The sequence below is a fragment of the Arthrobacter antioxidans genome (assembly GCF_023100725.1).
GTDB classification, from domain to species: domain Bacteria; phylum Actinomycetota; class Actinomycetes; order Actinomycetales; family Micrococcaceae; genus Arthrobacter_D; species Arthrobacter_D antioxidans.
Window position 1 is genome coordinate 3,393,706 of sequence record NZ_CP095501.1, and the last position, 26,014, is coordinate 3,419,719.

Genomic DNA, 26,014 nt, shown 5'->3' on the forward strand with positions numbered 1-26,014 from the left:
GGACACCATGCCCACCGAAGCAACACTCGAAACGAGCACCGAGACGCTCGCGGACACCGGATCGGACCGGCGCCGCGCCGCGCTCATCGTCAACCCGATCAAGATCACCACGGTGGACGTCGAGGCAGCCGTGAAGCGCATCTCCGCCGAGGACGGGTGGGAGGAACCGCTGGTCATCGAGACGACGGCGGACGATCCGGGCCACGGCCAGGCCCGGCAGGCACTCGAGGCCGGCGTGGACCTGGTCATCGCCGCAGGCGGTGACGGCACCGTGCGGTGCGTCGCCGAGGAGCTCGCCGGCACCGACGCCATGATGGCCCTCGTGCCGCTGGGCACGGGCAACCTCCTGGCCCGCAACCTCGACATCGCGGTCGACGACCCGGACGCCGCCGTCGAGGCCGCGTTCCGCGGGACGGAACGCACCATCGACGTCGTGCATGTGACCGTGGACCGGGCGCAGGACGCCCATGTCTTCCTCGTCATGGCCGGCATCGGCTACGACGCCGCCATCATGTCCGATACCCGCGACGACCTGAAGGACAAGGTGGGCTGGCTCGCCTACGTGGACGCCGGGATCAGGAACCTTCCCGGCAAGCCCACCCGGACCACCATCTCGGTGGACGGCGGCAAGCCCTTCGACCGCCGCCTGCGCAGCGTCATGGGCGGCAACTGCGGCAAGATCATGGGCGGCCTGGAGATCTTCCCCGGTGCGAAGATCGACGACGGCCTCATGGACCTCATGACGGTCGCCCCGAAGGGGAAGCTCGGCTGGCTCGCCGTCGTCGGCAAGCTCTTCGCCCGCGGCAAGGGCAGGGACTCCTCGCTGGAGTACTTCCAGTGCCGCACCGCGGAGGTCACCCTGCACGAGCCGCTGGAGGTGCAGCTCGACGGCGATCCCCTCGGCAAGGCGACCCATATGGCGTTCGAGGTCAAGCCGAACTCCCTGCGCCTCCGGATGCCGCTGGGCTACAAGGACCCCGCCGTGGTGAGCGAGCCCCTGCCCTGACGGGTCGGCTGCGGCAGTCGGGGGCGCTTCGACGGGAGCGGCCCCGGCCCGTCACTTCGAGGACACGACCTGACAGGGTTGACGCATGGGGAGAACGAAGAGCAACGGGATCCAGCACGGTGACGGACGCCTGATCGCGGGATGTCTCGGTGCCGTGCTGCTGACGATCCCGATCATCATCCGGCTCGCCTACGGCGACGGGAACGCCTGGGACTGGATGTTCCTCGTGATCGGTGTCGGGCTGGCGGCGTACTGGGTCGTCCTGGCCCTCCGCGGCCGGCGTGCACGACGGCACGAACGGGTCGACCTCCGGGATCAGGCCAGTTCCGAGCGCCCCGTGCGCCAGTAGCCCATGAACGCCACCTGCTTCCGGTCCACGCCGACGTCGCGCACGAGGTAGCGGCGCAGGCTGCGTACCATGGCCGCCTCGCCCGCGATCCACGCGTAGAACGGCTGCGTGCCCGGAGGCCGCTCCGGGTTGACCGAGGACTGCACGATGGCCGTCTCCAGCAGCTGCGGCGTCTCCCACAGGATGGCCCGGTCGATGTCGACGTCCTCCGGCTCGCTCCCGCCGCGCGCCGCGGGCCTTCCGGACAGGGAGACCCAGCCGGGAACACGCACCGCGTCCCGGACCGCCGCCTCCAGCTGCTCACCGTGCGTGCGGCCGTCGCGGGCCAGCCAGGTGACCTGCACGGAGGACCGCGACCGGATGGGCCGGATGTCCTGCCCGTCCGGCACCTCGAGGAACGCGTGGCCGCCGACGTCCGCGGGGAGCGCCTCGAGGATGGCGCTGATGGCGGGCACGGCGGTCTCGTCCCCGGCGAGGAGGACGTGCTGGGCGAGGCCGGGGCTCCACTCGATCCCTCCGTAGGAGCCCGCCGTCCGGCACTGGGCGGCGGCGGAGTTGGGACCGATGATGCACACCCTGTCTCCGGGCTGCGCCGCCGCGGCCCACTCCGCGGCGGGCCCGCCCCGGCCGTGGGCGTCGAGATGCAGCACGAAGTCGACGTCGATCTCGGGGCGGGGGCCGCCGCAGCGCGATTCCCGCACCGTGTAGGTCCGCATGGAGCCGCGACTCGCGGCGTCGAGGCCGAGCCACCGCTGGTACCAGCCCGAGGCCTCGCCGTCCATCATCGCCGCGATGTCCGGGCAGGCGTGGCCCTCGGAGGGGATGACGATCTTGATCCGCAGGTCGAGGGTGTCCCCCGCCACGCCGAACCCCGTCAGGCACGCTCCGCCGAAGGTGATGCGGCGGAAGGTCGGCGTGAGGTCCTGCACGGCCGTGACGACGACGTCGAACGCCAGGACCATCGGCTCGGTGTCCGCGGCGGTCCGTCGTGCGCTGCGCTGGGTCACATCGGTCATGAGGTTGCCTCCATGGGGGTCGGAACGGTGTCCTGCGCGCCGGTTCCCCCGGCGGTGGCGCTGCGGCCGTGACGCGGGCCGTGGTGCCGGCCGATGGGGACCACCATCGGTGTCCCCGCGACGGGGTCGGCGATGACGCGGCACTCGAGGTCGAACACCCCGGAGACGGTCTCCTGGGTCACGACGTCCGACGGCGCGCCTTCGGCCACGATCCTGCCGTCCCGCATGGCGATCAGGTGGTCCGCGTAGCGTGCGGCGAGGTTGAGGTCGTGCAGCACCATGACCACCGTGGTCCCGGACCGCCGGTTGAGGTCCGTGATGAGGTCGAGGACCTCGATCTGGTGGGTGACGTCGAGGAACGTGGTGGGCTCGTCGAGCAGCAGGATGTCCGTCTGCTGGGCGAGGGCCATCGCGATCCAGACGCGCTGGCGTTGCCCGCCGCTGAGCTCGTCCACGGAGCGGTCGGCGAGCGCCAGGGTGTCGGTGGCCTCGAGCGCCTGCGCGACGGCGGCGTCGTCCTCCGGTGTCCACTGGCGGAACCACCCCTGGTGCGGGTACCTGCCACGGCCCACGAGGTCCGCGACGCTGATGCCCTCGGGCGCGAGCGGGGTCTGCGGGAGCAGGCCGAGGACGCGGGCGACGGCCTTGGTGGGCTGCGTGGAGATGTCCGAGCCGTTGAGCAGCACGGTGCCGCCGGCGGGCTTGAGGAGGCGCGCCAGCCCGCGCAGCAGCGTCGACTTGCCGCACGCGTTGGCGCCGACGATCACCGTCACCCTGCCGGCGGGCAGTGCCACGTCGAGGCCCCCGATCACGGTGCGGTCGTCGTAGGCGAGCGTGAGCGCCTCGGCGGACAGCGTGGCCGCCGCCGTCGTGGTTCCGGATCCTGCCATCATCAGCCTCCCTGGCCTGAGCGGTTCGCCGTGGCGAGCAGCCACAGCAGGAACGGTGCACCGAGCACGCCGGTCACGACGCCGACGGGCAGCGAGGTGCCGGGGACGAGGTTGGCGGCCACGAAGTCGGCGCCGAGCACGATCACCGCGCCCACGAGGGCCGCCATGGCCAGCGACGGTCGGTTGCCGAGCAGGCGGCGGGCGATCGGCCCCGACAGGAAGGCGACGGCGGCCACGGGTCCGGCGGCGGCGGTTGCGACGGCGGCGAGGGCGACGCCGGTGCTCATGAGCCCGAGGCGCGAGGCCTCGACGCGGAGGCCGAGGCCCGCGGCGGCGTCGTCGCCCAGTTCGAGGCCCTGCAGGCTGCGGGCGAGCACCGCGGCGGCGGGCAGCAGGACGGCGAGGCACGCGGCCAGGACCGTCGCGCGGTCCCAGGTGCTGGAGTTCAGGGAGCCGTTGAGCCAGAGCACCGCGGCCGACGCCGTGCGGAGGTCGGTGCGGGTGATGAGGAAGCTCACGAGCGCGTGCATGACCGCCGCGAAACCGATGCCGACGAGGATCAGGCGGTAGCCGGCCACGCCGCCGCGGCGGGAGATCAGGTAGATGGCCGCCGCGACCACCATCGCGCCCACGAGGGCCGCGAAGGACACCGCGGCACCGGCCGCCCCGAAGAGGACGATGGCGGTGACGGCCGACGCACTGGCGCCGTAGCTGATGCCGATGATGTCGGGGCTCGCGAGCGGGTTCCGCAGCATGGTCTGGAACACGGCGCCTGCGATCCCGAAGGCGGTGCCGACGAGGAGCCCGACGACCGCCCGGGGCAGCTTGTTCTCGAGCACGATGAAGCCGGCACCGGGGATGTCGGCACCCCCGAGGATGCGGAAGAAGTCGGGGATGGTGACCGTGTAGGAGCCGAGCAGGACGTTCACGGCGAACAGCACCACCACGACGCCGGCCACCGCGGCCAGCCGCGCACCCGTGCTCCGCCGGCGGCGGGCCCGGACGGCGGCGAGACCCCCGGCGGGGCGATCCGTGCGCGGCTCCCGGGCCGGCGCGTGGTCCACGGACGCGCTCACAGTTGCGCCATCCTGCGGCGGCGGACGAGCCAGATGAAGACGGGGGCGCCGAGGACTGCGGTCATGATGCCCACCTGCACCTCGCCCGGCGGCAGGACGATCCGGCCCACCACGTCCGCGCCGAGGAGCAGTACGGGCCCCAGCAGGGCGGAGAAGGGCAGGATCCAGCGGTAGTCGGAGCCCACGACGAGGCGCACCAGGTGCGGGATGACGAGTCCCACGAAGGCGATCGGCCCCGCGGCGGCCACGGCCGCACCGCACAGCAGCACCACGCCGACGGCGGTGACCCCGCGGGCGAGGGGGACGTTCTGGCCGAGGCCGCGCGCCACGTCGTCGCCCAGTGCCAGCGAGTTGAGGACCCTCCCCGTGGCCAGGGTGAGCACGAGGCCCGCCGCGAGGAACGGTGCCACCGCGCCGATGACCTCCCAGTCCCGCCCGGCGACTGTGCCGACCTGCCAGAACCGGAACGCGTCGAGGGTGTCCTGGCTGGAGACGAGGACGGCGTTCGTGAGGCTCGCGAGTCCGGCCGCCAGGGCCGCACCGGCGAGGGCCAGTTTGACGGGGGTCGCGCCGTCCCGCCCGAGGCTCGCCACGGCATAGACGGCGACGGCCGCGGCGCCCGCGCCGGCGAAGGCGAACCAGAGATAGCTGGAGGCGCTGCTGAGGCCGAACAGGTAGATCCCGACGACGACGGCGAGGGACGCCCCGGCGTTGATGCCGAGGATGCCGGGATCCGCGAGCGGATTGCGGGCGATCCCCTGCAGCGCGGCACCCGCGGTGGCGAGCGCAGCCCCGACGAGCAGTCCGACGACGGTGCGGGGCACGCGGGAGAGGACGACGGCGTGGTCGCCGTTCGTCGGGTCGAAGGACGTCACGGCGTCGATCATGGTCGGGACGCCGACCGAGCGGGCACCGATGGTGAGCGAGGCGAGGCAGGCCGATCCGAGGATCAGGACCGCGAGCAGCATGGCCGCGAGGTTCCGCGCACGGGTGGAGCGGTGGCGGGAGGCCGGGACGGCAGGAGCCCGGCGCAGCGTGGAGGCCTGGACTGCCATGTGCCTCCCTCAGCCGGACGATCGATCTGAGGTAAGGCTAGCCTAGGCTTCTCCGCATTAGGAAACGAAGTTGTTTCCTAATGCGGAGCGGGGCTGCCACGGACGTACCGCGGCGGCCCCGCGCGGGTCAGGCCGCGGCGGGCGGGGTGCCGTTGCCGAAGGGCCGCCCGCCGAGGGCCTCACGCCCGTGGGCGGTGGCCCATCCGGCGAGGTCCGGCCCCTTGGGCACGATTCCCGTGGGATTGATGTCCTCGTGGACGATGTAGTAGTGCTTCTTGATCTGGTCGAAGTCGATGGTGTCCCCGAAGCCGGGCGTCTGGAAGAGGTCGCGCGCGTAGGCCCACAGCGCGGGCATCTCGGTCAGCTTGTTCCGGTTGCACTTGAAGTGGCCGTGGTACACCGGGTCGAAGCGGACCAGCGTGGTGAACAGGCGCACATCCGCTTCGGTGATGGTGTCGCCCACGAGGAAGCGCTGCCCGGCCAGCCGCTCCTCGAGCCAGTCCAGGGCGCTGAAGAGGCGGTCGTAGGCGGCGTCGTAGGCATCCTGCGACCCGGCGAAGCCGCAGCGGTAGACCCCGTTGTTGACCTCCGTGAAGACCCGCCGGTTCACGGTGTCGATCTCCTCGCGGAGGTGCTCCGGGTAGAGATCGGGCGCTCCCTCGCGGTGGAACTCCTTCCACTCACCGGAGAAGTCCAGGGTGATCTGCGGGAAGTTGTTCGTCACGACCGCGCCGGTGGTGGTGTCCACGATGGCCGGGACGGTGATGCCGCGCGAGTAGTGCGGGTCCCGTGCGAAGAAGGCCTCCTGCAGCCGCTCGATGCCGAGCACGGGGTCCCGGCCGTCGGGGTCGAGGTCGAAGGTCCAGGACCGGCTGTCGTGCGTGGGGCCGGGGGTGCCCAGCGAGATGGCATCCTCCAGCCCGAGGAGCCTCCGGACGATGATGGCGCGGTTGGCCCAGGGGCAGGCGCGGGCCGCGACGAGCCGGTACCGGCCGGCCTCGACGGGGTAACCGTCGGTGGCGTCGCGCGTGATCCGCGTCTCGATGTACTGGGTGTCGCGCGTGAACTCCTCGCCGGAGGTCACGTAGGCCCCCTTGGTGCTGTGCTCGGACGGCTCGGCCTGCTGTGTGTCGGTCATGCTGCCAGTCTAGGACGGCGGACATGCGGGAGGCCCGGCCGTGGGAACGACCGGGCCTCCCGCGGGCGCAGCAGTCGGACTACCGCCGGGCGGACTCCCGCGAGTACTTCTCGCGGAGTTCGCGGCCCTCGTTGACGAGCTTGAGGTGCTTCTCGCTCTTCTTCTCGGCGGCCTTGGTGTCGCGCGGGGGGAGCTGGATGGTCTCCTCCGCCTCGATCCCGCCCTGCAGCTGGCGGGCGCGTTCCATCTCGGCGTCGAACTCGACGCCGAACAGCAGCGAGATGTTGGCGAGCCAGATCCACAGCAGCAGGACGATCACGCCGGCGATGGCCCCGTAGGTCGCCTCGTAGCTGCCGAAGCGCGAGACGTACAGGGAGAACCCGGCGGTGGTGATCGCGAGGACGAGCAGGGCGATGAACCCGCCGAGGCTCATCCAGCGGAACTTGGGCTGCTTGATGTTCGGCGAGCCGTAGTACAGGACGGCGATCATCAGGACGGCGAAGAGGACCATGACGGGCCACTTGGCGATGTTCCAGATGGTCACGGCGGTACTGCCCAGACCGATGGTGTTGCCGACGGCCTCGGCCACGGGGCCCGAGAGCACGAGCATGAGGCCCATGAGCACGATGAGGACGAGGACGACGATGGTGATGAGCAGCATCTGGGGGCGGAGCTTGAGGAAACCCCTGCCCTCCTCGACCTCGTAGACGCGGTTCATGGCACGGGAGAACGCGTTGACGTAGCCGGACGCCGACCAGATGGCGCCGAGGAGACCGATGACGAACGTCAGGCCGGCGGCCTGGTTGGAGGCCAGGTTCTCGATGATCGGCTGGATGGTGTCGAGCGTCTGCTGGGGGGCGAATTCGCCGAGGATCCCCATGACCTGGTCGGTGGTGGCCTGCGCCTGCCCGAAGAGTCCGAGGAGGGACAGGAGGGCGATGATGCCGGGGAAGATCGCGAGGACGGCGTAGTACGTCAGCGCCGCGGCGAGGTCGGTGCACTGGTCCTTGCCGAACTCGCTGACGGAGCGCTTGAAGACGTACTTCCAGGCCGGCTTCTTGACGTCCTTGGGATCGTCCGGCTTGCGGGGATCGTTCGGGTCGGGCGCGTTCTGGGCCTTCTGCCCTGCCTCGCTCTTCGGGTCACCGGTGACCCTGCTGCTACTGCTCATGAAAACCTCCCGGGCTGGCCCCTGCGTGGGGGCGGTGCATGCTTGGTGCTATGCGGCTACTCCAACTGCACCATAAGCTTACTTAGTAGTCCAGTTCCGACCGGCACACGCCGGCGCCCCGCGACCCCCAGCCCAGGAGCAGCAATGCGCATCGCAGTCATCGGCGCCACCGGAAATGTCGGCACCGCGGTTCTGTCCCGACTCCACCGCGCCGCCGAGGAACGGGAGGCGACCCCGCGGCAGGGCGCCGCCACGGCCGATCCCCCGGAGGCCCTCTCGATCATCGCGGTGGCACGGACCATCCCCGCCACGGACCGCCTCCCCTACGCGGGCGTCGACTGGCACGCCCTCGACATCGGGACCGACGAGGGCCGGGATGCCCTGACGGCGGCGCTCTCCGGCGTGGACGCCGTCGTACACCTCGCCTGGGCCATCCAGCCCAACCGGGACGAGGAGGCCATGCACCGGACCAACGTCACCGGTACCGCTCATGTGCTGCAGGCGGCCGCCGCGGCGGGCGTACGCCAGGTGGTCTGTGCGTCCTCCGTCGGCGCCTATTCCCCCTCGGACAAGACCCCCCGCAGGGACGAGTCCTGGCCGACCGGCGGCATCCGCTCCTCCCACTACAGCCGGCACAAGGCCGAGCAGGAGAGGCTGCTGGACGTGTTCGAGCGGGACAACCCCGACATCGCGGTGGCGCGGCTGCGGCCCGCGCTGATCTTCCAGGGCCAGGCGGGGAGCGAGATCGGCCGGTACTTCCTGGGGCCGCTCGTGCCGAAGATCGTGCTCGGCGGCCTGCCGCTGCCGCTGCTGCCCGTCCCCGGCTCCTTCATCTTCCAGGCCGTGCATGCGGAGGACGTGGCCGATGCCTACTGGCGCGTGGTGGTGCAGCGTGCCTCCGGCGCCTTCAACATCGCCGCCGAGCCGGAACTCACCCCCGAACGCGTCGCCGACCTGCTGGGCGCACGGCGTGTCATCGGCCTGCCCGTCCGGGTGCTCCGCGCGCTCGTCGGCGCGAGCTGGGCGCTCGGCGTCCAGCGCACGGATCCGGGCTGGATCGACATGGCCGCCGGGAGTCCCGTCATGGACACCACGCGTGCACGCACCGAACTGGGCTGGGAGCCGCGCCACTCCTCGAGGGACGCCCTGGCGGAGGTCCTGGCCGGGCTCCGCCGCGGCGCCGGCCGCAGCGGCTCCCCGAAGCTGCACCCCCGCTCGGGCGCCTGAGCGGGAGGGCTCAGGGCGTGCGGACCCGCGGCGCCTCGGTGCCGGCGACCAGCGGGACGCCCTCGGGCAGCTGGTCCGGCACTCCGGGAAGACTGACCGTGAATTCGGCGCCGCCCCCCTCGACGTTGCGGACCCTGATCGACCCGCCGTGGCCTTCGGCGATCCGCCGGCAGATGGCCAGTCCCAGGCCGGTGCCTGTGGCCTGATTCAGCCCGTTCTCGGACCGGTGGAATTCCTCGAACACGCGCTCCAGGTCCGCGCCCGGGATGCCGATGCCGTTGTCGCGCACCCGGATCTCGGTCCTGCCGCTCGAGACGTCCATCGAGGTGCGGACCGCCACCTCGGCCGAGCCGTCGGTCCGCCCGTACTTCATGGCATTGCCCACGAGGTTCTCCATGAGCTGCAGGAAGAGCCGCTCGTCGGCATACACCGGGTGCGGCGCGTGGACGTCGAAGCGCACGTCGGGCAGGTGCGTCCCGGGCAGCGCGGTCCGCAGATCGATGATGCCCTCGACGACACGGCCGACGTCGATCCTCGAGGCGGTCATCCGCTCCTCCTTCGCCAGGCTGTAGGCGAGGAGGTTGCGGATGAGGTTCCGCATGCGGAGGCTCGCCTGCTGCAGGCGTTCGATGCTCGCCTGCCGCTCGGAGGGCGGCAGGTCGGGGTCCTCGAGCATCTCGAGCCAGCCGTCGAAGACCGTCAGGGGTGTCAGGAGGTCGTGGGCGACGACGGACGCGAAGCGGCCGAGGTCCCGCTGGTGCGCCCGCTCGTCGGTGACGTTCCGCATCACCACGAGCGCCCCGCGCCGGCCGGGCAGCGGCATCGCGTCGACGGAGAGGTGCACGAGCTCGCCGGACCCATGGACGAGGTCCAGGTCCATCCGCTCCGTCACCGATCCCTGGAGGGCCAGGGTCAGCGGGTTGTCTTCCTCCTCCAGCTGCACCCCATCGGGCCGGGTGACCTGGTAGTCGCGCCGCCACACCTCACCGGGTCGCGCCGTCCCCGACCCGAGCCACCGCTCGCTCACGGCGTTCTGGAAGATCAGGCGGCGGTCCGGTCCCGCGACGAGCACGCCGTCGTTCATGCGACCGATCACGAGGTCGCGCAGGTCCGCCGCGGCCTTCGCCTCGTCGGTGGCGCGGTACAGGCGGTCGATCAGGCGGCGGCGCTCGTCCATGCTGAGCGCCAGGACGGCGGAGAGCGAGAAGGCGATGAACATGAAGGACTGTGCCACGTAGGCACCCACGACCGGCGCGAGGTCCTGGAACGGACCGAGTCCGGCCAGGGTGAAGAAGACGAGGAACCCCCCGCTCACCAGTGCATGCAGCATGGCCCACCCGGGGCGCAGCCGGAGACCGGCCCACATGTGCGCGGGGATGGTGGTGTAGGCGATGGGCAGGGCGGAACCCGCACCGAAGGTGATGACGTAGACCAGCACGGACACCACGACGAGGAGTGCGTATTCGGCGCGCCGGGCGACGGCGAGCGGTGGCGGGACCTCACCGCGGGCGAGGGCCGCGATGCTCGCTGCGGCGACGATACCGAGGGATCCGATCGCCGTCAGCGACACCGCATGGCGGACCAGCCACGGGATGAAGGACGCGAACGGATCGGAGCCACCCTCGAGCGCGACGCCGAGGACGATGAAGAGGGCGCCGATGGAACATGCCCCGAGCGCCACCAGTCCGAGGCGAAGATAGTCCCCCACGGTCCGCACGCAGACGGACGGCACCAGGCGCCGGAAGAAGTAGACGGCCACCGCGGTCTGTGCGACGCTCCCGAACGCGACCGCGAAGGCCAAAGGGGCGCTGAGGCCGGTGATCAGGTTCACGCCGGCCAGGAGCGGCACGGTGACGACGAGGGCGACGGCGAGATCGCGCCGGGTACGTGAGGCCCACAGCCCCCAGAGGAAGTTGATCCCCGCCGCGGGCCAGACCAGCGCGAGGCTGGAGGATTCGAAGGTCGTGAAGCGTCCGAAGAGGGCGGCGACCACGAGCATCGCGGCGAAGACCGCATGCACCGCGACGGGAGACATCCGTGTCAGCCCCCCAGCGACCGTCCGCATCCGCCCCTCGTCCATCCCATCCCGTGCCGGAATCCTGCGTCCCGCGGTCGAGACCGGACCTCGCAGGGGCGGCCGGAAAGGCGCCGCCGTTGCACAGTGTACTTGCTACTTTTCCATCCTGCCCGCTCCCACGCCCACGGACGAGCCCGAGGGCGGGAGCACGGCGATCGGCTCCGGCCGAGGGCCGGGACCGACCGCCGAAGGTGCCGACTACCCGAGGGTGGCCGTGTCGATCACGAAGCGGTAGCGGACGTCGGAGGACAGGACGCGCTCGTAGGCCTCGTTGATGGCGTCGGCGGAGATCAGTTCGATCTCGGGTGCGATGCCGTGCTCGGCGCAGAAGTCGAGCATCTCCTGCGTCTCGCGGATGCCACCGATGCCCGATCCCGCGAAGGAGCGCCGCTGGTTGAACAGCGTGAACACATGCAGCGGAAGGGCGTCGGCGGGGGCGCCGACGTTGACCATGGTCCCGTTCAGGCCGAGCAGCCCGAGGTGCGCGTCCAGGTCGATCTTGGCGCTCACGGTGTTGATGATGAGGTCGAAGGTGTTCGCGAGCTGCTTGAACGTGTCCGGGTCGCTCGTGGCGTAGTAGTGCTCGGCGCCGAAGCGCTTGCCGTCCTCCTGCTTGCTGAGGCTCTGCGAGAGCACGGTGACCTCGGCGCCCATCGCCGAGGCGATCTTGACGGCCATGTGCCCGAGCCCACCCATGCCGACGACCGCGACCTTCTTGCCCGGGCCCGCGTTCCAGTGGGACAGCGGCGAGTAGGTGGTGATACCCGCGCAGAGCAGGGGGGCGGCCGCCTCGTAGGGGATGCTCTCGGGCACGGTGAGGACGAAGTCCTCGTCGACCACGATGTGCGTCGAGTAGCCGCCCTGCGTGATCGAACCGTCGCGGTCCACGGCCCCGTAGGTCCCGATGTTGCCGTTGAGGCAGTACTGCTCCTCACCCTCCAGGCAGTTCGCGCACTCGCGGCAGGAATTCACCATGCAGCCGACCCCCACGCGGTCGCCGACCTTGTGACGGGTCGCCCCACTGCCGGCTTCCTCGACGACGCCCACGATCTCGTGGCCGACGGTCAGCGGGTACTGCTGGGGCCCCCACTCGCCGCGTACCGTGTGGATGTCCGAATGGCAGATCCCGGCGTAGGCGATCTTGATGAGGACGTCCTTCGCGCCGACGTCGCGGCGCTCGATGGTCGTCGGGATGAGCGGGTCCGTGGCGGACGGTGCAGCATAGGACTTGACGGTCTTCATGAGGTTCCTTCTGAGGAATGGGGGACACGGCTCGCAGAGTTGCGGGCGGTGAGTCCGGTGGGTGTCGTCCGGCGCGGATCGGCGAGGCGGGATCGGCTGGAGGTGAGCGCGTCATGGGCGTGCCGATGGTTTCTCACTGTTCCAACGGTACGGCCGATCGCGGGCGCGCGGGTGCCACCCGGTATCTGCCCCGTCGGACCCGGACGTACCCTATGCTGTCCGCTCGCCGATCAGCCAGGCGACGGCCGCCGACTCCTGGGTGAAGTACCGGCTCGGCGTGGCCGACCGGTAGTTGAAGGCCGTGAGGACCCTGCCCACCTCGTCGACCCCCACCACACCCGTCCGCAGGGAGCAGGTGTCCTCGATGAGCAGGCGCCGGGCCTCCGGGGTGAGCCCGTCGACCAGCCCGATGTTCACCAGGAGCGGGCGCCTGCCCTGCGGCGACGCCGCAGTCACGGCGGCCGTCGTCGAGCGCACGTCATCGGCGCCGATCGTGATCCCCGCCGCCCATTCGATGCGCAGGAAGTCGCCGTCGTCCGTGAGCGTGTAGCGGGCCTGCTCCCCAGCGTCCCCGATCATCTGCATCCGTTCCTGTCGGTCCCGCATCCGATCCTAGGCGCCACGGGCCGGCTCGGCCCCCACCGCGGAGGCTGCGGTGATCCATTGTCGCCCGGACGGCATCCGGTGGAGGATGGGACGAGCCACCCCGGACGATCTCAAGGAGCACTCCATGGACCACACGTTCGATGTCCTCGTCATCGGCGGTGGGCCCGCCGGCATGGCGGCCGCCACGCGCGCGGCCGAACTCGGGGCGCGCACCGCCGTCGTCGAACGCTCCGCGCTCGGCGGGACGTGCGTGAACTCGGGGTGCGTCCCCACCCGGGTGCTCGCCAAGACCGCACGGCTGTTCCGCGAGGTCCGCACGGCCTACGACTACGGGATCGTCGTCGCCGAACCCTCCGTGGACTGGGACAGGACGGTGCAGCGGGTGCGCGCCACGGTGGCGCGGGTGCTCGATGCCAAGGGTTACGGAGCCACGATGGAACGCCTCGCCATCGACCTCATCGAGGGCGACGCCGAACTCACGGGCGAGCACACCGTCGTCGTGGACGGCCGGGAGATCACGGCCGGTGCGATCATCCTGTGCATCGGCGGCAGCGGCCGCCGCCTGCCCATCGAGGGCGCGGAGCTCGCCGTCCTGCCGCACGAGGTCCTGGACCTCCCGAGCCTGCCCGGCACCGTCGCCATCATCGGCGGCGGACACACAGGAGCCCAGATGACCACCATCTTCGACGCCATGGGCTCGGAGGTCCTCCTCCTCGACGTCGCACCGCGCATCCTGATGACGGAGGACGAGGACGTCGCGGAGGTCGTCACCGCCAGCTTCCGCGGCAGGGGTATCCGGGTGGAGGCAGGCATCAGCGGTGTCGACGGCATCCGCCGGGGCGACGGCGGCCTCACGCTCACCTGGCAGCGCGACGAGGAACCGGAGTCCGTCACCGTGGATGCCGTCGTCATGGCGGCCGGGTGGCCCGCGAACCTCGCCGGGCTGGGCCTCGACGCGGCGGGCGTCCGGACCACGCGCTCCTTCATCCCGGTGGACAACTATCTGCGGTCCAACGTGCCGCACATCTTCGTGGCGGGCGACGCGAACGGCACCAGCATGCTGGTGCAGGCGGCCGTCTTCGAGGGTGAGACCGCGGCCGAGAACGCCGTGATGGGCGCCATGCGGACCACACCGCACCACCTCCTGCCCGAGGGCGGCTTCACCGACCCCGATTACGCGGGCGTGGGGCTGACGGAGGCCCAGGCGAGGGAACGCGACGCGGAATGCCACGCCGTCACCGTGCCCTACGCCGCCGTCGAACGGCCCATCATCGACGACCGCGAGCAGGGCTTCCTCAAACTCGTGATCGACCGGCGCCGCGAATTGATCCTCGGCGCACACGCGGTGGGCGAGAACGCCGTCGAGGTCATCACCGCCGTGGCCGCCGCCATGGCAGCGGGCACCGACCTCGCGACGCTGGCCCGGGTGAAGTTCGCCTACCCCACGTACAGCGCGATCATCGGACAGGCGGCCAGGGCCGGCCTCCACAGCTGATATCGCGGCCTACCCGCCGCCGGACAGTCCACACGGCCCGTTCCCGCCGCCGTACCCACGGGGCCGGGAACGCCGGGTCAGGAGGTGCGGGCCAGCGTCCGGTACTGCGGATTCTCCTGCAGGAAGAGCCGGACCGCCTCGCATCCGGGGACGAGGTCCAGCCGGCGCTTGTGTGCGCTGAGGACCGCACGCCGCATCAGCACGCGGCCCAGGCCGCGCTGCTCGTAACCCGGCATCCCGACCAGCGCCCGCAGGGTCAGTTGCCCTCCGTGCATCGAGTACTCGAGATAGGCGGCGAGGCCGCCGTCCACGAACAGTTCGAACCGCGACCCGAACGCCGAGTCCTTGACAACCCCCCGGGAGATCGTGGCGTCCGGGTGGGCGGCGACCCGGCGGGCCCGGCGCTCGATCTCGCCGACCGCCGCCGCGTACCGTTCGCCGGCCTGGTCGGGCGGGAAGGCGGCGTCGAGCAGGCGGAACATCCTGTTCGCGAGGCCGCGGAGATCGGCCACGGACGCGGTGCCGACGTCGAACGCCGCGGCGTCCTCCATCCAGTGCGCTTCGCGCTCCCGCTTCGTGGGAGGCACGACGACGGCCGCGTCCGGGCCGTCGGCGACGGTCGGCAGGGTCGGCAGGGTCGGCAGGGTCGGCAGGGTCGGCAGGGTCGGCAGGGTCGGCAGGGTCGGCAGGGTCGGCAGGGCGTGGAGTGCCGGGCCATCGGCTGCACCGGTGATATCGGGAACGGTGGATGGTTCTGTCATGGAGGTCCGATGATGGTCAGGAGACCGAGGCCTGCTGCTAGACCGTGGCAGGAGGAACGCTAGCCGGTACCACCCCCGGAATTTCCTGGACGGCCCACCGACGCCCGGTCGGCCACCCGCCCGGACGTCTCGTGCGGCCCTGCTACTGTTGCAGCCATCCATATTGCAAGGGCGCTTGGTTCTTCACGAGCGGCAGGACGGCGGGGCGATGACCGACAAGAAATTCACTGTGACCGAGGAATCCACGAGCAAGCACCCCCATGACTGGGGGCGCGCCATGGCGGTGGCCATCAGCCGCCTGACGGACCTGGCGCGTGAGGCCGGAGACACCGTGCACGACGAGGCCCTGATCGGCGAGGAGCTCCAGCTCTTCGTGGAGGACACCGAGGACGGCGTGAACATCAGCATGTCCTGGACTCCCGGGGAGCAGGCCTCGCCCCCCGCGGAGACACCCGCCCGTCCGGCGGAGGGCATCACAGGAGAGGACGGCGGAGCCGGCCACGGCACGGCCGGCTAGCGCATCGAACCCGTAGGCGGCAGCACCGACCGAGACGGCCGGTGAGCGCAAGCGTGGGCTGCCGGACGCATCAGTAAGCAGACTGATGAACCTGTGCGTAGGGTGGGAGGGAAGCACCCGGCCGACTACGCGGAGGACAGCATGAGCGAACGAAAGAACCCCGATCCCTCGAATGCGGGAAACCCCGACCCGGAGGAGATGAACCTGACGGGACTCGAGCCCGGTGGCGGCGTCCCCCCGGGCGAGACACCTCCCGGAGAAGCCAGCACCACCTGGCAGCAGCCGACCATCGAGAACAAGACCCAGTCCAAGGGCGTCACCGGGCTCTGGATCGGCGTCATCGCCGTCGTCGTGCTCCTGGTCCTGCTGTTCATCGTCGGCAACATCATCGGGCTGTTCAATCTGACCTGAGCGGCCCTGCACCACGAAGCCCCCGTCCGGTGGACGGGGGCTTCGTGGTGCAGGAGCGGTGGTCAGGCCTCGGCGCCGTCGCGCAGCCCGTAGTGGTCGATCAGGGCCGTCTCCTCCTCCGGGGAGAGCTCGGTGCTGCTGTTGGCGCTGGGCGCGTCGGAGATCTCCTTCTTCGTCCAGGCGAGGTGGAGGTCGTCGCCCTCGAAGCGCGAGTTCGCCAGGGGCACGTAGTGCTTGCGCGAGTTGAGCAGGCCGAGTGACACCGTGACCCAGGCGGGGATACCCGATTCCTTCTCGAGGTGCACGTCGTTGACATCGCCGAGCTTCTTGCCCTTGCTGTCCCAGGCCGTCGCGGCCTGGAGTTTCGTGATTTCGGCCTGAGCCATCGGGGGTTCCCTTCAGTGGACGAGATGGGGTTCGCTTCCCATTCCAGCCCAGATACAGCCCGAGGGCAATCGACGCGTCGGGTGCGGCGCCGCTCAGGCCTTGTCGGCAGCCTCTCCGAGCATGGGCAGGAAGCGGTCGAGCGCCCAGGGCAGGCTCAGCGGGTTGGCCGCCGAGACGGACAGCGTCAGCGTGTTGTCGCTGTCCGCCACCAGCGCCCCGCTCTCGACCGCGGGGATCTGCTGCAGCAGCGGATCGGCGGAGATGGCCTCCCTGGTCGCCTCGTCCGCGACCCAGGTCACGAAGACGTCCGAGTCCAGCTCGTTGGCGCGCTCGGCCGACCACGGGATGAAGAATTCCGTGGAGTCCTTCGTGTTCTCGGTGACGACGTCGGCCTGGACCATGCCGAGCTCGGTCAGGAAGCGCGGGCGGTTGTCGTTGGCCGTGTAGATGCTGACGCCGTCGGCACTGGCCGGCTCGAGGTTGCCGTAGATGAAGGTCCGGCCCTCCAGCTGCGGGTACTCGGCGGCGGCGTCCGCGATGGTCCGCTCCGTGTCGGCCACGAGCTGCTCGGCGTCGTCGGACAGGCCCAGCGCCTCGCCGATGATGCGCGTGGAGTCCTGCCACGCGGTGCCGTAGGGAACGTCAGGGTAGGCGACGACCGGGGCGATCTTGCTCAGGGTGTCGTAATCCTCCCGGGAGAGCCCGGAGTACGCGGCGAGGATGACGTCGGGGGTCGTGGCGGCGATGTCGTCGAAGGCGATGCCGTCGGTCTCGGAGTACTGCACGGGGGCGTCCCCGGTGCCGATGGCGGCGTCGAGTTCCTCGAGCCGGGCATCCTTCCACGGGGTGGACTGGTTCTCGTTGCCGCCGTAGGTGTCGGCGGGCATCCCCACGGGGACGACGCCGAGCGCCAGGGACACGTCCGCGTTCACCCAGGACACCGTCGCCACGCGCTCGGGCTTCTCGGTCAGCGTGGTCTCGCCGAAGGCGTGCTCGAGGGTCACCGGGAATCCCCCGCCATCGGCGGATGCGGTGGCGCTGTCCGCCGCGCCGGATCCGCCGTCGGCCGGACCGGTGGAGCAGGCGGAGAGGGACAGGACGGCGATCGCGGCAGCAGCGACGAGGCCGTGCAGGCGTGTGGGGGCCATGGGGTTCCTTGACTTCTGTGGCCTGGAGTGGCCGGGGGCGGGACAGAAGTAAGGCTAACCTAAGCCCCTCGCAATTAGGAAATACTTTCGTTGCGTAATGGTCAGCCCTCGCGGGCCTTGCGTGTCTCGCGATCGTTCGCCTTCTGGAGGGCGTCCACGAGTTCGGCCTTCGACATGGTGGATCGGCCCGGCACGTCGAGCTTCCTGGCCAGGGCGTAGAGGTGCTCCTTGGACGAGTTCGCGTCCACCCCGCCGGCGGTCTGCCCTCCGTCCGCACGGCTGCCGGCGGCCTGCTCGTCCGAGGGGCCCTTCTCCTCCTTCGGCTCCCAGTGGTCGCCCACCTTCTCGAAGCCGTGCTTCAGGGAGGCGAAGGCCGTGCGGTGGGCCCGCTCGCCGTCGCCGTACTGCTCCTCCGCGGCGTCGAGGGTTGCGGCGAACGTGTCCTGCGCCTTCTCGTCGGAGCGCTGGAGCGTGCTCGGGAGCGTCTCGGGTTTGACCTTGCCGTCATTCGTGAATCGGGACATCCCTGCATCCTTCCGGGTGGGGCCGCGGCCCCCGCGGATCGTCGGGGGCCTGCCAGCACGCTATCGCAGCGGGCCGCCCCGGTCCTCCCAGAGGGCCGAAACGACCGTCCGACGGCGTCGTGGGCGGTCTTTTCCGCCTCCTCGGCGGCGGCCGACGGCGTCAGCCGAGCGTGGCGAGGTACCGGACCAGTTCGCGGGGCGCGGACTTCGGGGCCACCGCCTCCACGGCGGCGTTGTAGTTCGTGTTGGTGTTGACGTCGTAGGTGAGGACGCGCCCGTCCTCGGTCTCGATGAACTCGATGCCGCAGACCTCCAGGCCGGTGCGCCGCGCGAAGTCCTCGAACTGGGCGATCACGGGGTGGTCGAACCCTTCACGGAGGCTGAAGAGCTGCTGGCCGGGCTCGGGGGCGATAGTGGCTCCCGGGGGCATGATGGGCCTGCCGGTCACCGGGTCGATCGCACAGGCGTCCGCGGGGCACAACTGGAAACCGCCGCGCGCTGTGTCCGCCTGGATCGCGTAGACGAATTTCCCGCCCACGATCTCCGCCCGGGTGATGAAGGGTTCGGCGGCCTGGATGTACTCCTGCACGAGCGTGATGCCGTCCTGCGGTTCCTCGAACGCGCTCGACCCGACGTACTCGGCGAGCCCCTCGTGGGAGTCGAATTTCCGCACCCCGAGGCCCTTGCCGCCCTGGTTGTGCTTGACGATGAACGGTGCCGTGAAGCCCTGTGCGGCCTCGAGGATGCGGTCGCGGCCGACGGCGGCGACCGTGCGCGGGGTGTCGATGCCGGCGGCCTTCAGGGCGGTCAGCTGGTCCACCTTGCTCATCTCGAGTTCCAGGACGCGGCGGCCGTTGACCGTGCGGCGCCCGTGCGCCTCGAGCCAGGCGAGGACGGACCGCGCGTAGTCCTTCGAGAGGCCGTGATCGCGTGTGTGGGCGGAGGCGCTGATGCGCGACCAGAAGATGCCCTCCGGCGGCACGGCATCGAGGTCCAGCACGCCGTCCGTGAGCAGCCATTCCACCACCTCGACACCCTCGGCCTCGAACGCGCGGGCGAAGGGAGGGAACCACTCGGGGTTCTCGTGCAGGGCGTACACCGTGGTCATGGGGGTCCTTCCGTCGAGGCGGGTGGGTCTGGTGGGGTAACCCGTATGCCCGGGCAACTATTCCGGGGCATCGGTCGCCGGGACGCCGCGGCGGCTACTGCCCGATGAAGATGCCGTTGCCGGGCCCCATCGGCAGGTCGAGGGCGTAGAACACCGTGAGGATGGCCACCCAGGCGAGCCAGAAGGGCACCACGAAGGGGAGCATCCGCGCCATCAGGGTGCCGAGTCCGGCGTCCGGCTCGTACCTCCGCAGCATGGTCAGCAGCACGATCATGTAGGGGTTCAAGGGGGTGATGACCTGGGTGGCCGAGTCGCCCACGCGGAACGCTCCCTGGATGAACGCCGGTTCGTAGCCGAGCAGTGCGAAGAGCGGGACGAAGACGGAGGCCATGAGCGTCCACATCGAGGACCCGGAGATGATGAACAGGTTCAGGACGGACGCCAGCAGGATGAACGCGAGGACCGCGGGGTAGCCGGTGAGGCCGATCGCCTCCAGGCCCGATGCGCCGGCGACGGCGATCCAGGAGCCGATGCCGGACCAGTTGAACAGGGCGATGAACTGACCGAGGATGAACGCGAGCACCAGGAAGCCCGCCATGTCCTTGATGGCCTCGCCCATGACCCGGGGGACGTCGCGTCCGGTGGTGATCGTGCCGACCACCCGCCCGTAGACGAGCCCCGGGATCGTGAAGAGCAGGAACACGATGAAGACGATCGAGCTCAGCAGGGGCGAGCGCGGCAGGAAGCCACCGGCCTCGTTGCGCCAGGGCGAATCCGGGACGACCACCGCGGCGAGGATCACCAGGGCGACGACGCCGCCTGCGATCAGCGCCCAGCGCAGGCCGCGGGCCTCCCGCGGCTCCAGCTCGGTCTTCAGGCTCACGGGTGCGGCGTGCCCGCCGTCCTCGACGAGCTCGTCGACGGGAACGTTCTGGCGGGCGAGCCGTGGCTCCAGCACCTTGTCGATGATGAACCCGGCGAGCAGGATCAGGACCACCGAGGACACGATGTTGAAGTAGTAGTTGGACAGCGGCGTGACGGGCGAGCCGGGGTCGGGCAGGTTCTCGGTGACCGCCGTCGTGATGCCGGCGAACAGGGCGTCGAGGCTCGTGACGAGCAGGTTGGTGGAGTAGCCGGCTCCTGCGGCCGCGAAGCCGCCGAGCAGTCCGGCCACGGGGTGGCGTCCGGCGGCCTTGAAGACGAGGGCCGCGAGCGGCGGGATGATGACGAACGCGGAATCCGACATGACCGACCCGACGACGCCCACGAGGCCCACCGCGTAGGGCAGGGCCCAGCGCGGGGCGGAGCCGAAGACACGGCGGATGAGCGCGCCGAGCAGACCGGACTTCTCCGCCACACCGACCGCCAGGAGGATGGGCAGCACCGTGGCCAGCGGCGGGAAGCCGAGGTAGTTCGCGCCGATGTTCTCGGTCAGCCAGGTGAGGCCCTCCGCCGTGAAGAGGCCCTTGATGACCGTCACCTCCGCGGCGCCGGGCACCTGCACGGTCACGTTGCCGAGCGCCATGCCCGTGGTGACCACGGCCGTGATCCCGAAGAGGATCAGGAAGAGCATGAACGGATCGGGCAACCTGTTGCCGACCCTCTCCACGCCCGTGAGGAACCGGTCCGTCAGACCGGGGCGGGTCGCGACACTCGATGACATGCGTTCTCCTTGGCGGTTCGTGCGTCGGGTGGTGCGTGGGGCCGGACCCGGTGGTGCCGGGTCAGGCGAAGTAGCCGGGCACGTCGATCGCGCCGCCCTGGGCTTCGAACTCCTCGTGCACGGCCGCCTGCAGGGACGCGTCGGTGAGGTAGTCCAGCGCCGTGAGCGCCAGGCCGACGGCGCCGTCGAGCGCCCCCTGCTCCGCGGCCCCGCTCGCGGCGGCGGCGGCGAAGCCCCGCGTGTGCAGGGCGGTGGAGGGCTCCGCGATGCGGATCAGCGGGTGGATCCCGGGCACGCGGAAGCTCACGTTCCCGAAGTCGGTCGATGCCGCGAGGGTCTCCGAGACCACGCCGAGCGGTAACGGGGAGCGTCCGCGCCGCTGCTGCGCCGCCACCCACCGGCCGGTGAGCGCACTGTTGGTGCGGATCGGGAGCGACGGCGGGTGCTCGTCCCACTGCAGTTCCACGGCCGTGCCCGTCATCAGGGCGGCGCCGCGGGCCACGTCCTCGAGCCGGGCGCTGAGGTCCCGCAGGGTCGCGGGCTGCTGCGAGCGCGCGTAGAGCTTCATCACGGCACGGCCGGGGATGATGTTCGGGCTCTCGCCGCCGGCCGTGATGTTCGCGTGCACGCGGTCCGACGGCGGCAGCTGCTGCCGCAGCAGCCCGATGCCCTGGTAGGCGAGGCTCGCGGCGTCGAGCGCGTTCCGGCCCATGAAGGGCTGCGCGGATGCGTGCGCCTCGATGCCGGTGAACGTGAGGGTCAGCAGGCGGCGTCCGAGCCAGACCTGGTCGGCGAGGTCGTAGCCGTACGGGTGCACCATGATGGCGGCGTCGACGTCGTCGAACGCCCCGTGGCGCGCCATGACCTCCTTGCCGGAGTGTCCTTCCTCGGCGGGTGTACCGAGGAACACGACGCGGCCCGGCAGCCGGTCCGCGTGCGCGGCCAGGGCCAGGAAGGCGCCGAGGCCCGCCGCGGCGATCACGTTGTGGCCGCAGGCGTGGCCGATCTCGGGGAGGGCGTCGTACTCGGCGAGGATCGCGATCGTGGGTCCCCGGTCGGCACCGCCCGCCTCCGCACGCACCGACGTCTCGACGCCGTACTCCCCCAGTCGCGCCTCGACACCGTGGCGGGTGATCTCCTGATGCAGGAGCATCGCGCTGCGGTGCTCCTTGAACGCGGTCTCCGGATGCTTGTGCAGGTGCTGGACGACGTGCCGCAGGCGCTCGCCGACGGCGTCCACGCCCTGCTCGACCGCGTCGGCGAGGTCGGCGGGCGCGCCCTCGAAGGGGGACACATCCGGGACCGCGTCGGCGAGGAGCCGTCGCGTCCGCTCGTCGATCGACGCCAGGTAGGCAGGGTCCGGTCGGGTGGGTTCGTCCATTCGAGTAGCTTAGGCAACTATTCGTAGCCTGCGCAGTTCTCCGCGGACATGCCGGGTAACACTCACGGGGTGGACCACCGGGAGGAAACGATGGAGCTGTCCGGATGACCGGTGGCCAGGGGCGCCCTTCCTGCCTCCACGCGACGCCGGGTACCAGGACGGGCCCGTCAGGAACTGACGGGCCCGTCCTGGCAGGGATCAGCGGGCGGCCGTAATCTCCCGTGCCTGCTGGGATGCGGTCCAGGCGTTGTAGCTGCCGTCGAGTTCGGCGATGTCGTAGCCGGCGCGGCGGAGGGCGCTGGCGGCGACGGAGTTCCTGAGTCCGCTCTGGCAGTAGGTGACGATGGTGCCGGTGGTGGGGAGTTCGTCGAGGTGCCACATGACGCGTCCGCCGTTGAGCTGGTGGGCTCCGGGGATGTGCCCGGTGGTGTGTTCGGTGCGGTTCCGGACGTCGAGGATCATCGCCGGATCGGCGTCGGCGAGGTCCGCCGGGCGGATCAGCGTCGGCGTGGTGAGGGGCAGCCCGTGGAGGCTGGTGACGTATCCGGCGATGTCGTCGATGCCGACGCGGACCAGGTGGTCGCGGATCTGCTGGGCCTGGTCCTGGCCGGAGGCGAGCAGGACCAGCGGGTTCGTGTCGGTTTCGGGGTTCACGACCCACGCCCCGTAGGTGGCGATCGCGGCGTTCGCGGGGATGTTCAGGGACCTCTGGACGGTCCCGGTGTGCACCTGGTCGGCGGTGCGGGCGTCGATGAACGTCAGGGTGTCGGCGGCGAGGCCGGCGGCGACCCGGTCGGTGTCGAGTTCGGTCAGCGGTGCGCGCTCTCCCATGATCGCGGGGCCGTCCCGGTTCTCGCGCTTCATCCGCCCGAAGTAGGCGTGGGCGTCGGGCTGGCCGTCGAGGAGTTCGTCGATGAAGCCCTGCTCGTCGTTCGCGGCGAGGTAGGGGCCCCACCAGGAGTAGAGCCGCTCGTAGCCGACGGTGGAGGACGGGATCGCGCCCAGGGCCTTGCCGCAGGCGCTGCCGGCGCCGTGGGCGGGGTGGACCTGCACGTAGTCGGGCAGGGTCAGGAACTTCTCCTGCAGGCTCCGGAACAGCTGCTTCGCTCCCTCGAAGCGGGTGTCGACGCCCCCGGCGGCCTCGTCCAGCAGGTCCGGGCGGCCGAGGTCCCCGGAGAACACGAAGTCGCCCGAGAGCAGGTAGCCGGGCTGGTCGCTGAACGCGCCGTCGATGACGAGGAAGGACAGGTGCTCGGGGGTGTGCCCGGGAGTGTGGAGGGCCCGGATGCTGATGTTGCCGACGGTGATCGTGTCGCCGTCGACCAGGCGCGTGCCCTCGAAGGCGTACTGCCAGTCCGGTCCGCCCTCGCCGGAGACGTAGATCGCCGCTCCGGTCGCCGCGGCCAGTTCGCGGGTGCCCGAGAGGTAGTCCGCGTGGATGTGGGTCTCGGTGACGGCCACGATCCTCATGTTGTTCTTCGCGGCGAGGTCCTGGTAGACGGCGATGTCGCGCCGGCCGTCGACCACGACCGCTGTCCCGTTGGCCTGGCAGCCGATCAGGTAGCTGGCCTGGGCGAGGTCCTCGTCGTAGATGCGTTCGATCAGCATCGGGTACTCCTTCGGTTCGAATGGCTATAGATACCCCCTGGGGTATCCGGCTCTCCTCCAGCGTAATACCCCCAGGGGTATACCGCAAGGGGTATACCGCAAGGGCGGCGGTGCGGCTGGTCGGAGTGCCGGGAGGGGGTGCGTGACCGGGCCCGGGACGGGACGGGTCCGAGCACGCACCCGGTTCATGGGGAGGCCGACGCCTCAGGCGCGGCGGGCCTGATCGATCGACAGGCCCGCAGCGGTCCAGGCGGCCATGCCGCCGGCCATGGTGTCGGCGGTGAATCCCGCGGCATTCAGGATCTCCGCGACGCGGGCGGAACGGTTGCCGCTGCGGCAGACGACGATCACCGGCGTGTCCCGGTCGAGTTCCGGCAGACGGCCCTGGAGCCGGCCCATGGGGATGTGCAGGGCGCCGGGAATCATGCCGGACGCCACCTCGGAGTCCTCGCGGACGTCGAGGACCTGCTCGTGGTGCCGGCGATCGTTGGTCGCGGCGATGGTGGTCTCGGCCATGGTGGCATCCTTCCTGGAGCCGGCGGGGGCGGCGGGCCGGGGCGGGCGTGTCACGGCGCCGACGCCGTCATCCGGGGCCGGCGCCGGGCGTTGAGGGGACAGGCCGGGACGATGAACCGGCAGGCGGCGAGTGCCGCGAGGGCGATCCCGGCGACGACCGCGGCGACGGCGAGGCGCGAGTCCGCGGGGAGCTGCTGGATGAGGACGACGGTACCCATGGCCAGCACGAACCAGCCGAAGGCCTTGCGGAGGGCCGTCTCGGGGATGCGACCGGCGAGTTGTGCACCGATCAGGGATCCGACGATCGCGGCGGCGGTGACCGCCACCGTGAGCGGCCAGTCGATCTGCACCGTCGTGAGGTACCCGGCGAGGCCGGCGAAGGACTTCATGGAGATCACGACCAGTGACGTGCCGACGGCAACGGACATCGGCAGTCCACCGAGCAGCGCCAGGGCAGGGACGACGAGGAACCCGCCACCCGCCCCGACGAGCCCTGTGACCAGCCCGACGACCACGCCGTCGAGGAGGACCCGGCCGAGGGGCAGTTCGCGCCTGACGCCGTCGGTGACCGCACCGTGGGCCGCCGCGCCGGCCTTCCTGCGACCGCGGATCATGGCGATCGAGGTTGCGACCATCATCAGGGCGAAGGCGATGAGCAGGATCTGCCCGGGGATGAACCCGCCGAGGAGCCCACCGATGAACGCGCCGACCATGCCGGCCGCACCGAAGATCAGCCCCGTCCGCCACATCACCCGCCCGCTCCGGGCGTGGCTGATGACGCTGACCGCGGAGGTGACGCCGACGACGAAGAGGGACGCGGCGATGGCCTCCTTCGCCTCGAAGCCCGCCACGTAGACGAGGATCGGGACGGTCAGGATGGACCCGCCGCCGCCGAGGACGCCCAGGGACAGGCCGATGAGGATCGACAGGGCCAGGACGAGGATCAGGACCGCGCTCATGCCACGTCGGCCTGCCGGCGGGCCTCGGCATCCCCGACGCCGGCGTAGGCGGTGGGCAGGGTCAGGATCGCGGATTCGCGGGTGGGTTCCTGGGCCGCCCTGTTCCAGGGCATCGCGGACAGCGCGCGGCCCATCGCACAGGTGTTCGTCGCGGCCGAGAAGGTCAGGCCGGTACCGATGACCCCGGCCAGGGTCCGGATCCTCGGGGAGACGAAGCGTCCGCCAGCCAGGCCGACGAGGACGAGCGAGCCGGCGGCCATGCGGACCTGACGCTCGAGGTCCCAGCGGCCGCCACCCCGCACCACATCACCACCGACGGCGGCGTACCCGGGCACCCCTCCCGTCAGGACGTGGGCTGCGCCGATGCCCGAAGCGGCCAGCTTCTGGCGTGCCTGCTCGGCACGGACACCGGACTGGCAGGCCAGCACCACCCGGCTGCCCAGGCGGGCGGCGAGCTCGTCGGTGTGCTCCGAGAGGAGCGGCAACGGCACGTTGTAGGAGCCGTGGATGTGCAGGGACTCGAACTCCGCTGCGGACCGCACGTCGATCACCACGAGATCCTCGTGCTCGGCCACCCACTCACGCAGTGTCCCGGGGGACAACTCCCTCAGGGCCGACGGGGACGTCGCCTCCGACGCGGCGGGGACGGCGGGGTTCACGGGGGAAGGGGTGCTCATGGGAGC

At 70.9% G+C, this 26,014-nt stretch carries 26 protein-coding genes; 6 read left to right on the forward strand and 20 right to left on the reverse strand.

Annotated features, from left to right (window positions below):
• Positions 1 to 7 precede the first annotated feature (7 nt).
• Positions 8 to 1,006, forward strand: a complete 999-nt coding sequence (locus MWM45_RS15665; protein ID WP_247827233.1) for a diacylglycerol/lipid kinase family protein — start codon at positions 8 to 10, stop codon at positions 1,004 to 1,006.
• 85 nt (positions 1,007 to 1,091) lie between these two features.
• Positions 1,092 to 1,355 (forward strand): hypothetical protein, encoded by a 264-nt coding sequence (locus MWM45_RS15670; RefSeq protein ID WP_247827234.1) that lies wholly within the window; start codon positions 1,092 to 1,094, stop codon positions 1,353 to 1,355.
• Here MWM45_RS15670 and MWM45_RS15675 read toward each other — a convergent pair.
• The 6 genes from MWM45_RS15675 to MWM45_RS15700 form a co-directional block, all read right to left on the reverse strand.
• Positions 1,322 to 2,371 carry a siderophore-interacting protein gene (locus MWM45_RS15675; protein WP_247827235.1) on the reverse strand — a complete coding sequence of 350 codons (1,050 nt, stop codon included), beginning with the start codon at positions 2,369 to 2,371 and terminating at the stop codon, positions 1,322 to 1,324. The genes MWM45_RS15670 and MWM45_RS15675 overlap by 34 nt on opposite strands.
• Positions 2,368 to 3,264, reverse strand: a complete 897-nt coding sequence (locus MWM45_RS15680) for an ABC transporter ATP-binding protein (protein WP_272496053.1) — start codon at positions 3,262 to 3,264, stop codon at positions 2,368 to 2,370. The genes MWM45_RS15675 and MWM45_RS15680 overlap by 4 nt, the downstream gene beginning before the upstream one ends.
• Positions 3,264 to 4,229 carry a FecCD family ABC transporter permease gene (locus MWM45_RS15685; RefSeq protein WP_247829264.1) on the reverse strand — a complete coding sequence of 322 codons (966 nt, stop codon included), beginning with the start codon at positions 4,227 to 4,229 and terminating at the stop codon, positions 3,264 to 3,266. The genes MWM45_RS15680 and MWM45_RS15685 overlap by 1 nt, the downstream gene beginning before the upstream one ends.
• Before the next feature lie 104 nt (positions 4,230 to 4,333).
• Complete coding sequence (locus tag MWM45_RS15690; protein ID WP_247827236.1) at positions 4,334 to 5,392, reverse strand: FecCD family ABC transporter permease; 1,059 nt, start codon at positions 5,390 to 5,392, stop codon at positions 4,334 to 4,336.
• Between the two features lie 127 nt (positions 5,393 to 5,519).
• Positions 5,520 to 6,530, reverse strand: coding sequence for a glutathione S-transferase family protein (locus tag MWM45_RS15695; RefSeq protein WP_247827237.1), 1,011 nt, complete (start codon positions 6,528 to 6,530; stop codon positions 5,520 to 5,522).
• Between the two features lie 79 nt (positions 6,531 to 6,609).
• Positions 6,610 to 7,701: a YihY/virulence factor BrkB family protein gene (locus tag MWM45_RS15700; RefSeq protein ID WP_247827238.1), complete on the reverse strand. Its 1,092-nt coding sequence runs from the start codon at positions 7,699 to 7,701 to the stop codon at positions 6,610 to 6,612.
• A 144-nt stretch (positions 7,702 to 7,845) separates the two neighbouring features.
• On the opposite strand from MWM45_RS15700, the gene MWM45_RS15705 reads away from it, so the two are divergent.
• Complete coding sequence (locus MWM45_RS15705; RefSeq protein WP_247827239.1) at positions 7,846 to 8,928, forward strand: NAD-dependent epimerase/dehydratase family protein; 1,083 nt, start codon at positions 7,846 to 7,848, stop codon at positions 8,926 to 8,928.
• A 10-nt stretch (positions 8,929 to 8,938) separates the two neighbouring features.
• Here MWM45_RS15705 and MWM45_RS15710 read toward each other — a convergent pair whose 3' ends face one another.
• The 3 genes from MWM45_RS15710 to MWM45_RS15720 all read right to left on the reverse strand — a co-directional run bounded on the left by MWM45_RS15710 (position 8,939) and on the right by MWM45_RS15720 (position 12,826).
• Positions 8,939 to 10,963, reverse strand: a complete 2,025-nt coding sequence (locus MWM45_RS15710; protein WP_247827240.1) for a sensor histidine kinase — start codon at positions 10,961 to 10,963, stop codon at positions 8,939 to 8,941.
• 240 nt (positions 10,964 to 11,203) lie between these two features.
• A complete protein-coding gene (locus tag MWM45_RS15715) occupies positions 11,204 to 12,247 on the reverse strand; it encodes an NAD(P)-dependent alcohol dehydrogenase (protein ID WP_247827241.1) in 1,044 nt (347 codons plus the stop codon).
• A gap of 210 nt (positions 12,248 to 12,457) precedes the next feature.
• The gene (locus MWM45_RS15720) at positions 12,458 to 12,826 is read right to left on the reverse strand and encodes a hypothetical protein (protein WP_156134995.1); all 369 of its coding nucleotides are present in this window, start codon (positions 12,824 to 12,826) and stop codon (positions 12,458 to 12,460) included.
• A gap of 151 nt (positions 12,827 to 12,977) precedes the next feature.
• Between MWM45_RS15720 and MWM45_RS15725 the strand changes: the two genes are divergently transcribed.
• Positions 12,978 to 14,348: a dihydrolipoyl dehydrogenase family protein gene (locus MWM45_RS15725; protein WP_247827242.1), complete on the forward strand. Its 1,371-nt coding sequence runs from the start codon at positions 12,978 to 12,980 to the stop codon at positions 14,346 to 14,348.
• A gap of 77 nt (positions 14,349 to 14,425) precedes the next feature.
• Here MWM45_RS15725 and MWM45_RS15730 read toward each other — a convergent pair whose 3' ends face one another.
• On the reverse strand, positions 14,426 to 15,109 hold the full coding sequence (locus MWM45_RS15730; RefSeq protein ID WP_247827243.1) for a GNAT family N-acetyltransferase: 684 nt from the start codon (positions 15,107 to 15,109) through the stop codon (positions 14,426 to 14,428).
• Positions 15,110 to 15,317: 208 nt separating this feature from the next.
• On the opposite strand from MWM45_RS15730, the gene MWM45_RS15735 reads away from it, so the two are divergent.
• Both MWM45_RS15735 and MWM45_RS15740 read left to right on the forward strand, forming a co-directional pair.
• Positions 15,318 to 15,626, forward strand: coding sequence for a hypothetical protein (locus MWM45_RS15735; protein WP_247827244.1), 309 nt, complete (start codon positions 15,318 to 15,320; stop codon positions 15,624 to 15,626).
• A 141-nt stretch (positions 15,627 to 15,767) separates the two neighbouring features.
• The gene (locus tag MWM45_RS15740) at positions 15,768 to 16,037 is read left to right on the forward strand and encodes a DUF6480 family protein (protein WP_247827245.1); all 270 of its coding nucleotides are present in this window, start codon (positions 15,768 to 15,770) and stop codon (positions 16,035 to 16,037) included.
• Between the two features lie 62 nt (positions 16,038 to 16,099).
• Here MWM45_RS15740 and MWM45_RS15745 read toward each other — a convergent pair whose 3' ends face one another.
• From MWM45_RS15745 to MWM45_RS15790, 10 genes are all read right to left on the reverse strand, one after another.
• Positions 16,100 to 16,423 carry a PRC-barrel domain-containing protein gene (locus MWM45_RS15745; protein ID WP_247827246.1) on the reverse strand — a complete coding sequence of 108 codons (324 nt, stop codon included), beginning with the start codon at positions 16,421 to 16,423 and terminating at the stop codon, positions 16,100 to 16,102.
• Between the two features lie 93 nt (positions 16,424 to 16,516).
• Positions 16,517 to 17,572, reverse strand: a complete 1,056-nt coding sequence (locus MWM45_RS15750) for an iron-siderophore ABC transporter substrate-binding protein (RefSeq protein ID WP_247827247.1) — start codon at positions 17,570 to 17,572, stop codon at positions 16,517 to 16,519.
• Between the two features lie 101 nt (positions 17,573 to 17,673).
• On the reverse strand, positions 17,674 to 18,096 hold the full coding sequence (locus tag MWM45_RS15755; protein WP_247827248.1) for a ChaB family protein: 423 nt from the start codon (positions 18,094 to 18,096) through the stop codon (positions 17,674 to 17,676).
• A 160-nt stretch (positions 18,097 to 18,256) separates the two neighbouring features.
• Positions 18,257 to 19,204, reverse strand: coding sequence for an ATP-grasp domain-containing protein (locus tag MWM45_RS15760; protein ID WP_247827249.1), 948 nt, complete (start codon positions 19,202 to 19,204; stop codon positions 18,257 to 18,259).
• 94 nt (positions 19,205 to 19,298) lie between these two features.
• Positions 19,299 to 20,867: an AbgT family transporter gene (locus tag MWM45_RS15765; protein ID WP_247827250.1), complete on the reverse strand. Its 1,569-nt coding sequence runs from the start codon at positions 20,865 to 20,867 to the stop codon at positions 19,299 to 19,301.
• 61 nt (positions 20,868 to 20,928) lie between these two features.
• Positions 20,929 to 22,248 (reverse strand): M20 family metallopeptidase, encoded by a 1,320-nt coding sequence (locus MWM45_RS15770; protein WP_247827251.1) that lies wholly within the window; start codon positions 22,246 to 22,248, stop codon positions 20,929 to 20,931.
• A 198-nt stretch (positions 22,249 to 22,446) separates the two neighbouring features.
• Positions 22,447 to 23,856: an MBL fold metallo-hydrolase gene (locus MWM45_RS15775; RefSeq protein ID WP_247827252.1), complete on the reverse strand. Its 1,410-nt coding sequence runs from the start codon at positions 23,854 to 23,856 to the stop codon at positions 22,447 to 22,449.
• A 204-nt stretch (positions 23,857 to 24,060) separates the two neighbouring features.
• The gene (locus tag MWM45_RS15780; protein ID WP_247827253.1) at positions 24,061 to 24,372 is read right to left on the reverse strand and encodes a rhodanese-like domain-containing protein; all 312 of its coding nucleotides are present in this window, start codon (positions 24,370 to 24,372) and stop codon (positions 24,061 to 24,063) included.
• 50 nt (positions 24,373 to 24,422) lie between these two features.
• Complete coding sequence (locus MWM45_RS15785; RefSeq protein ID WP_247827254.1) at positions 24,423 to 25,331, reverse strand: sulfite exporter TauE/SafE family protein; 909 nt, start codon at positions 25,329 to 25,331, stop codon at positions 24,423 to 24,425.
• Positions 25,328 to 26,008, reverse strand: coding sequence for a rhodanese-like domain-containing protein (locus MWM45_RS15790; RefSeq protein ID WP_247827255.1), 681 nt, complete (start codon positions 26,006 to 26,008; stop codon positions 25,328 to 25,330). The genes MWM45_RS15785 and MWM45_RS15790 overlap by 4 nt, the downstream gene beginning before the upstream one ends.
• Positions 26,009 to 26,014 lie beyond the last annotated feature (6 nt).

Coding starts and splice junctions, on each gene's coding strand:
- MWM45_RS15745 (WP_247827246.1), bottom strand. CDS start 16,423: ATGGCTCAGGCCGAAATCACGAAACTCCAGGCCGCGACGGCCTGGGAC.
- MWM45_RS15705 (WP_247827239.1), top strand. CDS start 7,846: ATGCGCATCGCAGTCATCGGCGCCACCGGAAATGTCGGCACCGCGGTT.
- MWM45_RS15680 (WP_272496053.1), bottom strand. CDS start 3,264: ATGATGGCAGGATCCGGAACCACGACGGCGGCGGCCACGCTGTCCGCC.
- MWM45_RS15690 (WP_247827236.1), bottom strand. CDS start 5,392: ATGGCAGTCCAGGCCTCCACGCTGCGCCGGGCTCCTGCCGTCCCGGCC.
- MWM45_RS15695 (WP_247827237.1), bottom strand. CDS start 6,530: ATGACCGACACACAGCAGGCCGAGCCGTCCGAGCACAGCACCAAGGGG.
- MWM45_RS15790 (WP_247827255.1), bottom strand. CDS start 26,008: ATGAGCACCCCTTCCCCCGTGAACCCCGCCGTCCCCGCCGCGTCGGAG.
- MWM45_RS15785 (WP_247827254.1), bottom strand. CDS start 25,331: ATGAGCGCGGTCCTGATCCTCGTCCTGGCCCTGTCGATCCTCATCGGC.
- MWM45_RS15750 (WP_247827247.1), bottom strand. CDS start 17,572: ATGGCCCCCACACGCCTGCACGGCCTCGTCGCTGCTGCCGCGATCGCC.
- MWM45_RS15760 (WP_247827249.1), bottom strand. CDS start 19,204: ATGACCACGGTGTACGCCCTGCACGAGAACCCCGAGTGGTTCCCTCCC.
- MWM45_RS15755 (WP_247827248.1), bottom strand. CDS start 18,096: ATGTCCCGATTCACGAATGACGGCAAGGTCAAACCCGAGACGCTCCCG.
- MWM45_RS15780 (WP_247827253.1), bottom strand. CDS start 24,372: ATGGCCGAGACCACCATCGCCGCGACCAACGATCGCCGGCACCACGAG.
- MWM45_RS15715 (WP_247827241.1), bottom strand. CDS start 12,247: ATGAAGACCGTCAAGTCCTATGCTGCACCGTCCGCCACGGACCCGCTC.
- MWM45_RS15725 (WP_247827242.1), top strand. CDS start 12,978: ATGGACCACACGTTCGATGTCCTCGTCATCGGCGGTGGGCCCGCCGGC.
- MWM45_RS15730 (WP_247827243.1), bottom strand. CDS start 15,109: ATGACAGAACCATCCACCGTTCCCGATATCACCGGTGCAGCCGATGGC.
- MWM45_RS15740 (WP_247827245.1), top strand. CDS start 15,768: ATGAGCGAACGAAAGAACCCCGATCCCTCGAATGCGGGAAACCCCGAC.
- MWM45_RS15770 (WP_247827251.1), bottom strand. CDS start 22,248: ATGGACGAACCCACCCGACCGGACCCTGCCTACCTGGCGTCGATCGAC.
- MWM45_RS15720 (WP_156134995.1), bottom strand. CDS start 12,826: ATGATCGGGGACGCTGGGGAGCAGGCCCGCTACACGCTCACGGACGAC.
- MWM45_RS15765 (WP_247827250.1), bottom strand. CDS start 20,867: ATGTCATCGAGTGTCGCGACCCGCCCCGGTCTGACGGACCGGTTCCTC.
- MWM45_RS15710 (WP_247827240.1), bottom strand. CDS start 10,963: ATGTCTCCCGTCGCGGTGCATGCGGTCTTCGCCGCGATGCTCGTGGTC.
- MWM45_RS15700 (WP_247827238.1), bottom strand. CDS start 7,701: ATGAGCAGTAGCAGCAGGGTCACCGGTGACCCGAAGAGCGAGGCAGGG.
- MWM45_RS15775 (WP_247827252.1), bottom strand. CDS start 23,856: ATGCTGATCGAACGCATCTACGACGAGGACCTCGCCCAGGCCAGCTAC.
- MWM45_RS15665 (WP_247827233.1), top strand. CDS start 8: ATGCCCACCGAAGCAACACTCGAAACGAGCACCGAGACGCTCGCGGAC.
- MWM45_RS15735 (WP_247827244.1), top strand. CDS start 15,318: ATGACCGACAAGAAATTCACTGTGACCGAGGAATCCACGAGCAAGCAC.
- MWM45_RS15675 (WP_247827235.1), bottom strand. CDS start 2,371: ATGACCGATGTGACCCAGCGCAGCGCACGACGGACCGCCGCGGACACC.
- MWM45_RS15670 (WP_247827234.1), top strand. CDS start 1,092: ATGGGGAGAACGAAGAGCAACGGGATCCAGCACGGTGACGGACGCCTG.